The 11678-nt window shown below is 41.0% G+C and carries 11 protein-coding genes and 1 pseudogene; 9 read left to right on the forward strand and 3 right to left on the reverse strand.

From position 1 onward, the window contains the following. The first annotated feature begins 195 nt into the window (after positions 1–195). Complete coding sequence (locus tag BTU61_RS01705; RefSeq protein WP_420853811.1) at positions 196–366, forward strand: hypothetical protein; 171 nt, start codon at positions 196–198, stop codon at positions 364–366. Here the strand turns inward: BTU61_RS01705 and BTU61_RS01710 are convergent. Continuing rightward, positions 321–467: pseudogene (locus tag BTU61_RS01710) on the reverse strand (IS30 family transposase); the annotation flags it as partial. The gene BTU61_RS01705 and the pseudogene BTU61_RS01710 overlap by 46 nt on opposite strands. A 376-nt stretch (positions 468–843) precedes the next feature. Here BTU61_RS01710 and abpA point away from each other — a divergent pair. Together abpA and srtB are read left to right on the forward strand one after the other, a co-directional pair. After that, a complete protein-coding gene (gene abpA / locus BTU61_RS01715) occupies positions 844–1440 on the forward strand; it encodes an amylase-binding adhesin AbpA (RefSeq protein ID WP_200772078.1) in 597 nt (198 codons plus the stop codon). Between the two features lie 91 nt (positions 1441–1531). Next, positions 1532–2380, forward strand: coding sequence for a class B sortase, LPKTxAVK-specific (gene srtB / locus BTU61_RS01720; protein WP_200772079.1), 849 nt, complete (start codon positions 1532–1534; stop codon positions 2378–2380). 33 nt (positions 2381–2413) lie between these two features. Here srtB and BTU61_RS01725 read toward each other — a convergent pair whose 3' ends face one another. Both BTU61_RS01725 and BTU61_RS01730 read right to left on the reverse strand, forming a co-directional pair. Continuing rightward, positions 2414–2623, reverse strand: a complete 210-nt coding sequence (locus BTU61_RS01725; protein WP_200772080.1) for a hypothetical protein — start codon at positions 2621–2623, stop codon at positions 2414–2416. 28 nt (positions 2624–2651) lie between these two features. Then, positions 2652–3539, reverse strand: coding sequence for an Rpn family recombination-promoting nuclease/putative transposase (locus tag BTU61_RS01730; protein WP_200772081.1), 888 nt, complete (start codon positions 3537–3539; stop codon positions 2652–2654). 154 nt (positions 3540–3693) lie between these two features. On the opposite strand from BTU61_RS01730, the gene BTU61_RS01735 reads away from it, so the two are divergent. The 6 genes from BTU61_RS01735 to BTU61_RS01760 all read left to right on the forward strand — a co-directional run bounded on the left by BTU61_RS01735 (position 3694) and on the right by BTU61_RS01760 (position 11667). After that, the gene (locus BTU61_RS01735) at positions 3694–4875 is read left to right on the forward strand and encodes a pyridoxal phosphate-dependent aminotransferase (protein ID WP_200772082.1); all 1182 of its coding nucleotides are present in this window, start codon (positions 3694–3696) and stop codon (positions 4873–4875) included. Beyond that, complete coding sequence (gene recO, locus BTU61_RS01740; RefSeq protein WP_200772083.1) at positions 4859–5638, forward strand: DNA repair protein RecO; 780 nt, start codon at positions 4859–4861, stop codon at positions 5636–5638. The genes BTU61_RS01735 and recO overlap by 17 nt, the downstream gene beginning before the upstream one ends. Further along, positions 5635–6630 carry a phosphate acyltransferase PlsX gene (gene plsX, locus BTU61_RS01745; protein WP_200772084.1) on the forward strand — a complete coding sequence of 332 codons (996 nt, stop codon included), beginning with the start codon at positions 5635–5637 and terminating at the stop codon, positions 6628–6630. The genes recO and plsX overlap by 4 nt, the downstream gene beginning before the upstream one ends. Positions 6631–6633: 3 nt before the next feature. Further along, positions 6634–6882: a phosphopantetheine-binding protein gene (locus BTU61_RS01750; RefSeq protein ID WP_200772085.1), complete on the forward strand. Its 249-nt coding sequence runs from the start codon at positions 6634–6636 to the stop codon at positions 6880–6882. 150 nt (positions 6883–7032) lie between these two features. Further along, positions 7033–7740 (forward strand): phosphoribosylaminoimidazolesuccinocarboxamide synthase, encoded by a 708-nt coding sequence (gene purC, locus BTU61_RS01755; RefSeq protein ID WP_200772086.1) that lies wholly within the window; start codon positions 7033–7035, stop codon positions 7738–7740. Between the two features lie 201 nt (positions 7741–7941). Continuing rightward, on the forward strand, positions 7942–11667 hold the full coding sequence (locus BTU61_RS01760; protein WP_200772087.1) for a phosphoribosylformylglycinamidine synthase: 3726 nt from the start codon (positions 7942–7944) through the stop codon (positions 11665–11667). Positions 11668–11678 lie beyond the last annotated feature (11 nt).

Here is an 11678-nt window from a genome sequence, read left to right on the forward strand (position 1 = left end):
GCTTTGGTGCAGGATTTAATAAATAATCTAAGCTATTTATCTATTCTAGTTAACTTTTAATAAATTAATAAAAGGAGAAAACTAATTAGTTTTCTCCTCAGATTGAAGACAAAGTCCTTAGACCATAAGTTTCTAAGGGCTTTTCTTTGTTTAAAGTCGTATAATAGAGGTAAGAAGAGTTGTGAGGTGTTCCCTATGTTTCACAAAGAAAAACCAGATTATAATCGTCGCCAATTTGGCTTCTATACGATAGACGAATTGGTCCCGGAGGATCACTTTCTTCGACAAGTGGATAAAGAGGTTGATTTTGACTTTATCTATGACTTGGTTGAAGGAACAACTGCATCTACATGTTGGAGTCTATAGGTATGAACAAAGGTATCCACGCCATGCACCCTTGGTTTCTCTCTCGTTGCTTCTGTAAATTCTCTCAGAAAGTCATCCGATACACAATCCAGTTTCAGATAAGCATTTGTATTATTGATTTGTGTAGAATAATTAGTGGACATGTTCATCTTCCATTATACTGTTTTTCGCAACTCTAGTACATCAGATGAATATGTCTTTTTTGTTGCACTTCATTTTACAACAGGGCAAAAATATTTGACATATTTCATAAGTAGGTTTTACCAAATATATGAATGATAGATTACTTTTTGATTTGTTAATCAATTTAACATTTCGAGAATTTTTTTAATTATTCATCGAATTTTTAGTTGGATCATTGCAAAATTTTTAAAAAAAATTAAAGAAAACTCTTGACAGGGGCAACATATCCTAGTATACTAATCATAGTCACGAAGTGACGAATTATTTTTTAAAAAGAAAAAAGGAGATAAAACAATGAAAAAAGTTTTATTATCATCAGTAGCAGCTCTTGCAGTATTTGCAGCAGCAGCACCAGCATTTGCATCAGATAATTCATACAGCTCAAATGCATTGATTCAAAAACACTATGTTTCTGAACGTGACATCGCTGACGAAGCAAATACACAAGTAGCAGCACACGAAGCTGAAATCAATGCTGAAGCTGAAAATGCTCCAGAAGTTGTAGCAGCAAAACAAGCTCTTGAAGCATACGGTTCAGGTCACCTTTATGGTGAATATGTTGCTAAACTTGATGCAGCTCGTGCTGAAGCACGTAATGTTGTGCGCAACAAATATGTAGCTAACCTTCAAGAACAATACCGTAACGCAGCTATTGCTGAAGGTAAATACTGGAACGACCCAGATGGCAAACAAGACAACAAAACAAAAGAAATGCGCGATGCAGAAGATAAAGCTCTTAACCATGGTGGTTCTGCTGATGCAGCTAATGCAAACGCAAACGCTAAAGCTGAAGCAGCTAAAACTGAAAACGGAGCTAAAGCTTCTAAAAATGGTAAAGCAGCATCAGCTCAAGCTGGTAAAGCTCTTCCAAAAACAAGTGCAGTTAAATAATTTTATAATTAATTAGCTCGAAATAAATATCACTGGGTCCTTGGGCTCAGTGATATTTTTTAGAAAAAATGATCAAGAGGAGATCAATACAATGAAAAGAGTGGATAATAAAAGTTCAAAAACATCAGGTATTATGATTGCTGCTCTTGTTGCGGCTGTTGTACTTGTTGTTGGATTTCTATTCTTTAATCCATTTGCAGGTGGAAAATCATCTAATTCAGCTAAAAAGGCAGGTGGAACTAGTGCAACGAAGCAAGTAGCTAAATACGAGCCAAGTCAAGAAGAAAAAGATTACCTAAAAAATCGTTTTGCTCAATTGACATCGGTTAACCCTGAAGCAATTGCCTACGTCTATGCTCCCGGTACTCAGTTGGATGAGCCAGTGGTGCAAACTACAGATAATGAAACTTATTTGAATAAGACGTTTGATGGTGGTTACCAACCATATTTGGGAACAGTCTTTATGGATATGGATAATAAAAAGAACTTTAGTGACCGTTTGACTTGGCTGTTTGGGCATGCTCGTGGTAGTAAAGTTGGTGATCACCGGATGTTTAATGATGTGAACTACTACGATACACAAGAATATTTTGATCAACATCCATATGTTGTGATTGAAACACCAGAACGCAAATACTACTATGAAGCATTGGGACTTGTTATCGTACCTGAGGATACTGCTTTCTACCGTACAAGCTTTACAGATGATAAAGATTTCACAACTCAGTTGAAGAATATCTATGAGTCAGCACGTACGAAGAATCCAAACATCAAGATCAAAGCATCTGATAAATACTTGGTATTGTCTACTTGTCGTGAAGAGGATGAAACGATTCGTTCCAACCTCTACCTCCGTCAAATTCCTGATTCAGAAATGAAGGATTTTGTTGCGAAACATGCAGATCAATTGAAGTATGTTGCTACACGTGGTCAACAATAAACAATAAAGGCTTAGCAGTGCTAGGCCTTTTTGTTATATGTGAGTAGTTTGGGCAAGTTGTTGGAGTTCTTGTTGGGTTAACCCAGTGTATTTGACGATGAAGGGAATATCCAGCTTGTCTTTTAACATAGCTTTTGCTATCTCTGTTTTAGATTTTTGAATCCCCAATTGTTGCCCGTCGTAAGTGGCTTGAGCAATGGCTCCTTCGTAGAGGTCGCGGTTTCTACGTTCTTGATCAAACATTCTTTTCCCCCTCCTATATTGGATAACTTTATTGGAGTGAGAGGACTTCATCCGTCGTTAAGCCAGTGTACTTGGCGATAAAGGGAATATCTAGTTTGTCTTTTAACATAGCTTTTGCCATCTCCATTTTAGATTTTTGAATTCCCTGTTTAATCCCCAATTGTTGCCCGTCGTAAGTGGCTTGAGCAATGGCTCCTTCGTAGAGGTCGCGGTTTCTACGTTCTTGATCAAACATTCTTTTTTCCTCCTTTGTCCATTGGGTTTGGTCTAGTAATCCTTCTGCTTCTTTGATCACGGGATCTATCTCGATATCAAAGGGTTTGTTTGAGAAAAATTCAAACCATTTTTGTAAGTGGTATTCTGTAATCCTATCTTTATTATACTTGTTCAGTTCTAGGAATGCAAATTTCATTGGTGGTCGCTGAGAACTTCCGTGAAAATCTGAATAGACGGGAGTTAAGGTCTCCTCATCATAAAGAGAGAGGGTATGAAAGGCTCGATCATCATTAAAGTGTTCTTTTTCAAGAATCGCGATACAGTACACAGGATCCATCTTGGAGTAGAGGGTGTGGGTCTTATTTTGATCGGTTTTTAAACGTTTTAAGTTATCAGTAATTTGATTGGCTAAATAGGCAAGCATACGATTGAAAAATGAGCGCTGTTTAGTAACTTGAACTTCAATGATCACTTGTGTACCGTCTTCAAGTTTAGCGCAAACATCTACGGCTGTATAGAAATTTGGATGGTCATATTCGGCTAATTGAATCTGGGTGCCATCGAGTATTTCAACGGAAACAACGGGAATATTAAGGACGCTTCGGATGAAATCGGCTGTTAGGTGTTGTTTGTGGAAGATCTTTTTGGCAATTAAGTCCATGGTTGGGGATAGATCTGGGTGTCTGAGTTGAGTGGGCATAAGTGTTCTCCTTTAGTAGTTCTCACTTATATAATTCGTAAAATTTGATCTATTGCATGGGAAAATCTGAAGTTGGGGCTTTTTGTTTACCTGTTCTTTTGCGATGGGGTTCTATTTATAGTATAATGAATATAATTGTTTTTGGAGGTGGATTATGGATTTAACGAAACGGTTTAATAAAAATCTCAATCGAATTGAAGTTTCTTTGATTCGTCAGTTTGACCAATCGATTTCTTCGATTCCTGGGGTCTTGCGTTTGACGTTGGGGGAACCGGATTTTACGACTCCAGAACATGTCAAAGAGGCGGGGAAAGCTGCGATTGATGCGAATTTTAGCCATTATACAGGGATGAGTGGTTTGCAGGCTTTGCGTGAGGCTGCGAGTCAATTTGTGGCTGATAAATATGGTCTTCACTATCGTCCGGAGGATGAGATTTTGGTCACGATTGGGGCGACAGAAGCTTTATCCGCAACCTTAACAGCAATCTTGGAACCTGGGGATGTGGTGCTTCTTCCTGCACCGGCTTATCCGGGTTATGAGCCTATTGTGAATCTGGTTGGGGCGGATGTTGTTGAAATTGATACGACGGCGGATCAATTTATATTGACGCCTGAAAAGTTGGAAAAAGCTATTGTGGAGCAAGGAGATAAGCTGAAGGCAGTTGTTCTCAATTATCCAGCCAATCCAACAGGGGTCACTTATTCGCGCGAACAGGTGGCAGAATTGGCTGCGGTTTTGAAAAAATATGAAGTGTTTGTTGTCTGTGATGAAGTATACTCAGAGTTGACTTATACAGGAAAAGCGCATGTTTCTATGGCAGAATTTATTCCTGAGCAGACCATTGTCATCAATGGCTTGTCCAAATCTCATGCTATGACGGGTTGGCGGCTTGGCTTTATCTTTGCACCTGCTGTATTAACAGCGCAATTGATCAAGAGTCATCAGTATTTGGTTACTGCTGCTGGAACCATGAACCAGTATGCTGCGATTGAGGCCTTGACTGCTGGTCGGGATGATACGGAACCAATGAAGAAGGAATATGTGAAACGTCGGGATTATATTATTGAAAAGATGTCTGCTCTTGGGTTTGAGATAATTAAGCCAGATGGAGCCTTCTATATTTTTGCTAAAATTCCAGCTGGTTACAACCAAGATTCCTTTGCTTTCTTGCAAGATTTTGCGCGTGAAAAAGCGGTTGCTTTCATTCCTGGGGCTGCTTTTGGTCAATATGGAGAAGGCTATGTGCGCTTGTCTTATGCGGCTAGTATGGAAGTAATCAAGGAAGCTATGAAACGCTTGAAGGAGTATATGGAAGAACATGCTGGAGTCAATTGAGACCCGGGGCATTGTGCTGTATAATCGGGAATTTCGTGAGGATGATAAATTGGTCAAGATCTTCACGGAGAAATCGGGCAAGCGGATGTTTTTTGTGAAACATGCTGGTAAATCGCGGTTAAATCCTGTGTTGCAGCCCTTGGTTACGGCAGATATGTTGCTGAAAATCAATGATGATGGGCTGAGTTATATCGATGATGTTCAAGATGTGCAGGTCTATAAAAAAATCAATGCAGATCTTTTTGCCCTTTCTTATGCGACTTATGTTTTGGCGCTTGCGGATGCCAGTATTCAGGATAATCAGGTGGATCCGGCCTTGTTTGCTTTTTTGGAGAAGACTTTGTCTTTGATGGAAGAGGGCTTGGATTATGAGGTTTTGACCAATATTTTTGAGATTCAGATCCTTTCGCGGTTTGGGGTTGTCTTGAACCTGCATGAATGTTGTTTCTGCCATCGGGTTGGTCTTCCTTTTGATTATTCCTTCCGGTATAGCGGAGTGCTTTGCCCAGACCATTATGATCAGGATGAGAGACGTGCCCACTGGCATCCAAATGTTCTCTATTTATTGGATCAATTTCAAGCGGTACGATTCAGTGAGTTAGAGACGATTTCCATACAAGCAGATATGAAAGTAGCGCTACGTCAGGCGATGGATCAGTTGTATGAGGAGTATGTAGGGATCCATTTAAAAGCTAAAAAGTTTATCGACTCCTTGAGTGATTGGGGAGCGATTATGAAAGATTCATCTGGAGGTGAAACATGAAAAAAATTGCAGTAGATGCAATGGGGGGCGACAATGCACCTCAAGCCTTAGTAGAAGGCGTGAATCAAGCCATTCGTGATTTTAATGATATCGAAATTGTCTTGTATGGCGATGAAGCAAAAATTAAGAACTATTTGACAGCGACGGAACGTGTGTCCATTGTGCACACAGAAGAAAAAATCGATTCAGATGATGAGCCAACGCGTGCCATTCGTCGGAAGAAGCAGGCTTCGATGGTTTTGGCTGCCAAGGATGTGAAGACTGGGGATGTGGATGCCATGCTATCTGCGGGGAATACAGGTGCCTTGTTAGCGGCTGGTTTCTTTATCGTTGGCCGCATCAAAGGGGTGGAACGCCCTGGATTGATGTCGACACTTCCAACAGTTGATGGTCGCGGGTATGATATGCTGGACTTAGGTGCCAATGCGGAAAATACACCGGAGCACTTGCATCAGTATGCTGTAATGGGATCTTACTATGCTGAAAATGTGCGTGGAATTCAAAAACCGCGCGTGGGTCTATTGAATAATGGGACAGAAGCAAGCAAGGGAGATCCTTTGCGCAAGGAAACTTATCAATTGCTGTCTGAGGATGAGTCCATTCATTTTATTGGAAACGTGGAAGCGCGTGATTTGATGGATGGCGTTGCTGATGTCGTTGTAGCGGACGGTTTCACGGGAAACGCTGTCTTGAAAACCATGGAAGGAACAGCTTTTGGCATCTTGAAGCAATTGAAACAAGCGATTGCCACTGGAAACTGGAAGGCGAAATTAGGAGCTTTGTTGCTCAAGGACCGGCTGAAATCATTGAAGCAAACCTTGGATTTCTCAGATGTTGGAGGAGCAGTCTTGTTTGGTCTTCAAGCACCTGTTGTCAAAACGCATGGTTCAAGTGATGCAAAAGCGGTCTATAGCACCATTCGTCAGATTCGGACTATGTTAGAGACAGATGTTGTTGGAAAATCGGTGAAGGAATTATCAAAGGAGGAGTAATGTATGAGTAAACAAAACGAAATTTTAGCTACTATTGAGGAATTTCTCAAAGACCGCAAGGGATCAGATTTTCAAGTATCTTTGGAATCTGACTTACGTAAGGATTTACAAGCGGATTCTGTTGAATTGATGGAATTTATCATCGAGTTGGAAGATGAATACCAATTGGAAATCCCAGATAAGGTGATTGATGAATTCAATACGGTTGGGGATGTTGTAGATTATATTGAAAAACGAACTGCTGGTCACTAATGAAAAATGGATCGTTCAGAGATTATTCTGGATGGTCTTTTTTTCTGTCCTTTTCATTCGGATTCTGCCTATATTGTACGGAAATTTATTGAAAATGCGCTTTGTGTATGATAGAATGTAGGTGATAAAATACGAAAGGCGAACAAAGTCATGAGCAATCAACTGATTTATACTGGAAAAGCTAAGGATATCTATACTACTGAGGACGAACATGTGATTAAGTCGGTCTATAAGGACCAAGCAACCATGCTAAATGGGGCTCGTAAGGAGACTATTAAGGGGAAAGGTGTGCTGAATAATCAGATTTCGTCTCTTATTTTTGAAAAATTGAATGCTGCAGGTGTGGCAACACACTTTATCAAACGTATTTCTGACACCGAACAACTCAATAAAAAAGTGAAAATTATCCCTTTGGAGGTTGTCCTTCGTAACGTGACGGCGGGTTCTTTCTCTAAGCGTTTTGGCGTTGAAGAAGGGTTGGAATTGGAAACTCCAATCGTTGAATTTTACTATAAAAATGATGAACTGGATGATCCGTTTATCAACGACGAACACGTGAAATTCTTGGGTGTTGCCAACGATGAACAAATTGCTTATATTAAGGCAGAAACACGTCGTATCAATGAGTTGTTGAAGGATTGGTTTGCACAAATCGGTCTTCGTTTGATTGACTTCAAATTGGAATTTGGTTTTGATAAGGATGGCAAGATCATCTTGGCAGATGAATTTTCACCAGATAACTGCCGCCTTTGGGATGCGGAAGGGCACCATATGGACAAGGATGTTTTCCGTAGAGATTTGGGTAGCCTGACAGATGTGTATGAAGTTGTATTGGAAAAATTGCAGGAATTGAAGTAATTTGTTTGCAACGGAAAACCTTCGTCTTTCAAGTGAAAGGACTCAGGCTGAAAAAGTCTACTAGACCTTTTCACTCCGTCGAGATCTCGGTAGCTTGACAGATATTTATGAAGTTGTATTGGAAAAATTACAAGTCTTGAAGTAATTTTTTGAATTCCTCTCCGATACAGTTTTTAAGTAGAAATAATTAAAGGAAATAAAATGGATAAACGTATTTTCGTTGAGAAAAAAGCTGATTTTCGTGTGAAATCTCACTCTTTAGTAAAGGAATTACAGCATAATCTTCAGTTGAAAACCTTGAAGGATCTTCGGATTGTTCAGGTTTACGATGTCTTTAATTTGGCAGAGGATTTGTTTGCGCGTGCAGAAAAACATATCTTCTCTGAGCAAGTGACCGATACTGTTTTGGATGAAGCTGTGGTTAAGGCTGATCTTGAGAAGGTTGCTTTCTTTGCTATCGAAAGTTTGCCTGGTCAATTTGACCAACGTGCGGCCTCTTCACAAGAAGCTTTGCTGTTGCTTGGTAGTTCAAATGATGTGACGGTGAACACAGCACAATTGTACTTGGTTAACAAAGATATTGATGCGAATGAGTTGGAAGCTGTCAAAAACTATCTCTTGAACCCAGTCGATTCTCGTTTCAAAGATATCACTGTTGGTATTGCGAAGCAGGATTTCTCTGAGTCTGACAAGACCATTCCAAGCTTGGATTTCTTTGAAACTTATACAGCAGAAGACTTTGCACAGTATAAGGCTGAGCAAGGGTTGGCCATGGAAGTGGATGACCTTCTCTTCATTCAAGACTATTTCAAGTCCATTGGACGGGTGCCAACTGAGACGGAGTTGAAGGTGTTGGATACTTACTGGTCTGACCACTGCCGTCACACAACTTTCGAGACTGAGTTGAAAAACATCGACTTCTCAGCTTCTAAATTCCAAAAACAATTGCAAGCGACTTATGACAAGTATATTGCCATGCGTGATGAGTTGGGACGTACAGAAAAACCTCAAACCTTGATGGATATGGCGACTATTTTTGGCCGTTATGAGCGTGCTAATGGTCGGTTGGACGACATGGAAGTGTCTGATGAAATTAATGCCTGCTCAGTTGAAATTGAAGTGGATGTCAATGGTGTCAAAGAACCATGGCTTCTCATGTTCAAAAACGAAACTCACAACCACCCAACGGAAATCGAACCATTTGGTGGAGCGGCTACTTGTATCGGTGGTGCCATTCGTGACCCATTGTCAGGGCGCTCCTACGTTTACCAAGCCATGCGTATCTCAGGTGCTGGTGATATTACAGCTCCAATTTCAGAAACTCGTGCTGGTAAATTGCCACAACAGGTGATTTCTAAAACAGCAGCTCATGGTTATTCTTCATATGGGAACCAAATTGGTCTTGCGACAACTTATGTTCGTGAATACTTCCACCCAGGTTTCGTTGCTAAACGTATGGAGCTAGGTGCCGTTGTTGGTGCGGCTCCTAAGGAAAATGTGGTCCGTGAAAAACCTGAAGCAGGTGATGTGATTATCTTACTCGGTGGTAAGACTGGACGTGATGGTGTCGGTGGTGCGACAGGTTCTTCTAAAGTTCAAACGGTTGAATCTGTTGAAACAGCTGGTGCTGAGGTTCAAAAAGGGAATGCTATTGAAGAACGTAAGATTCAACGTCTTTTCCGTAATGGGGAAGTGACCCGTCTGATCAAGAAATCAAATGACTTTGGTGCTGGTGGTGTCTGTGTGGCTATCGGTGAATTGGCAGATGGTCTTGAAATTGATCTAGATAAAGTGCCATTGAAATACCAAGGTTTGAACGGTACAGAAATTGCCATTTCTGAGTCTCAAGAACGGATGGCTGTAGTAGTTCGTCCGGAAGATGTAGATGCCTTCGTTGCAGCATGTAACAAAGAAAATATTGATGCAGTTGTCGTTGCAACAGTAACTGAAAAACCAAATCTTGTCATGTACTGGAATGGTGAAACAATTGTTGATTTGGAACGTCGTTTCCTTGACACAAATGGTGTGCGTGTGGTTGTAGATGCTAAGGTAGTTGACAAAGATGTCAAACTTCCAGAAGAACGTCAAACATCTGCTGAAACACTTGAAGCAGATACTCTTGAAGTCCTGGCTGACCTGAACCATGCCAGTCAAAAAGGGTTACAAACCATCTTTGATAGCTCAGTTGGTCGTTCAACAGTCAATCACCCACTTGGTGGTCGCTACCAAATCACACCAACTGAAGCTTCTGTACAGAAATTGCCAGTTCAACATGGCGTGACAACAACTGCCTCTGTCATGGCGCAAGGCTTCAACCCATATATCGCAGAATGGTCTCCATATCATGGTGCTGCTTATGCGGTCATTGAAGCAACTGCTCGTTTGGTTGCTGCTGGTGCCAACTGGTCTAAGGCTCGTTTCTCTTACCAGGAATACTTCGAGCGTATGGATAAACAAGCAGAGCGTTTTGGTCAACCCGTAGCTGCTCTCCTTGGATCAATCGAAGCTCAGATTCAACTTGGTTTGCCATCTATCGGTGGTAAGGACTCTATGTCTGGTACCTTTGAAGAATTGACAGTACCACCAACCTTGGTTGCTTTTGGTGTCACAACAGCAGATAGCCGTAAGGTCCTTTCTCCAGAATTTAAAGCTGCTGGTGAAAATATCTATTACATACCAGGTCAAGCTTTGGCACAAGAAATTGACTTTGATCTTATCAAGTCTAACTTTGCTCAATTTGAAGCCATCCACGCTAATCATAAAGTCACATCTGCATCAGCTGTCAAATATGGAGGTGTTCTTGAAGCTCTTGCCCTTGCAACATTTGGTAACCATATCGGAGCAAATGTCGAATTAGCTAACCTTGACACTAGCTTGACAGCCCAATTGGGTGGATTCGTCTTCACATCGCCTGAAGAAATTTCAGGTGTTGCCAAGATTGGACAAACAGTAGCTGACTTTACACTCATTGTCAATGGTGTAACGCTAGATGGACGTAAACTTGACAGTGCCTTCCAAGGTAAATTGGAAGAGGTTTATCCGACTGAATTTGCACAAGCGACTGAACTTGAAGAAGTACCTGCTGTGGCATCAGATGCTGTAATTAAAGCTAAAGAAACAGTTGAGACACCAGTGGTTTACATCCCAGTATTCCCGGGTACGAACTCTGAGTACGATTCCGCTAAGGCCTTTGAAAAAGAAGGTGCAACAGTCAACTTGGTACCATTTGTCACACTGAATGAAGAAGCAATTGTCAAGTCTGTTGACACTATGGTTGACAATATCGAAAAAGCTAATATTATCTTCTTTGCAGGTGGCTTCTCAGCAGCGGATGAACCAGATGGATCAGCTAAATTCATCGTGAATATCTTGCTCAACGAAAAAGTGCGTGCAGCTATTGATCACTTCATCGAAGGCGGTGGTTTGATTATTGGTATCTGTAACGGATTCCAAGCCCTTGTCAAATCAGGTCTTCTTCCATACGGTAACTTTGAAGATGCAAGCAGCACTAGTCCAACCCTCTTCTACAATGATGCCAACCAACACGTGGCGAAGATGGTGGAAACACGGATTGCCAACACGAATTCACCATGGCTTGCCGGAGTAGAAGTTGGTGACATCCATGCCATCCCAGTATCACACGGTGAAGGGAAGTTTGTCGTGACAGCTGAGGAATTTGCAGAGCTTCGTGATAATGGTCAAATCTTTACACAGTATGTTGACTTCGAAGGTAAACCAAGCATGGATTCTAAATACAATCCAAACGGATCTGTAAATGCTATCGAGGGGATCACAAGTAAGAATGGTCAAATTATTGGTAAGATGGGCCACTCAGAACGTTATGAAGAAGGACTTTTCCAAAATATCCCAGGAAGCAAAGATCAACACCTCTTTGCCTCAGCTGTGAAATACTTTACTGGGAAATAAGAAGGTAAATA

The organism is Streptococcus lactarius, assembly GCF_016642265.1.
Lineage (GTDB): Bacteria > Bacillota > Bacilli > Lactobacillales > Streptococcaceae > Streptococcus > Streptococcus lactarius.

Coding starts and splice junctions, on each gene's coding strand:
- BTU61_RS01705 (WP_420853811.1), top strand. CDS start 196: ATGTTTCACAAAGAAAAACCAGATTATAATCGTCGCCAATTTGGCTTC.
- abpA (WP_200772078.1), top strand. CDS start 844: ATGAAAAAAGTTTTATTATCATCAGTAGCAGCTCTTGCAGTATTTGCA.
- srtB (WP_200772079.1), top strand. CDS start 1,532: ATGAAAAGAGTGGATAATAAAAGTTCAAAAACATCAGGTATTATGATT.
- BTU61_RS01725 (WP_200772080.1), bottom strand. CDS start 2,623: ATGTTTGATCAAGAACGTAGAAACCGCGACCTCTACGAAGGAGCCATT.
- BTU61_RS01730 (WP_200772081.1), bottom strand. CDS start 3,539: ATGCCCACTCAACTCAGACACCCAGATCTATCCCCAACCATGGACTTA.
- BTU61_RS01735 (WP_200772082.1), top strand. CDS start 3,694: ATGGATTTAACGAAACGGTTTAATAAAAATCTCAATCGAATTGAAGTT.
- recO (WP_200772083.1), top strand. CDS start 4,859: ATGCTGGAGTCAATTGAGACCCGGGGCATTGTGCTGTATAATCGGGAA.
- plsX (WP_200772084.1), top strand. CDS start 5,635: ATGAAAAAAATTGCAGTAGATGCAATGGGGGGCGACAATGCACCTCAA.
- BTU61_RS01750 (WP_200772085.1), top strand. CDS start 6,634: ATGAGTAAACAAAACGAAATTTTAGCTACTATTGAGGAATTTCTCAAA.
- purC (WP_200772086.1), top strand. CDS start 7,033: ATGAGCAATCAACTGATTTATACTGGAAAAGCTAAGGATATCTATACT.
- BTU61_RS01760 (WP_200772087.1), top strand. CDS start 7,942: ATGGATAAACGTATTTTCGTTGAGAAAAAAGCTGATTTTCGTGTGAAA.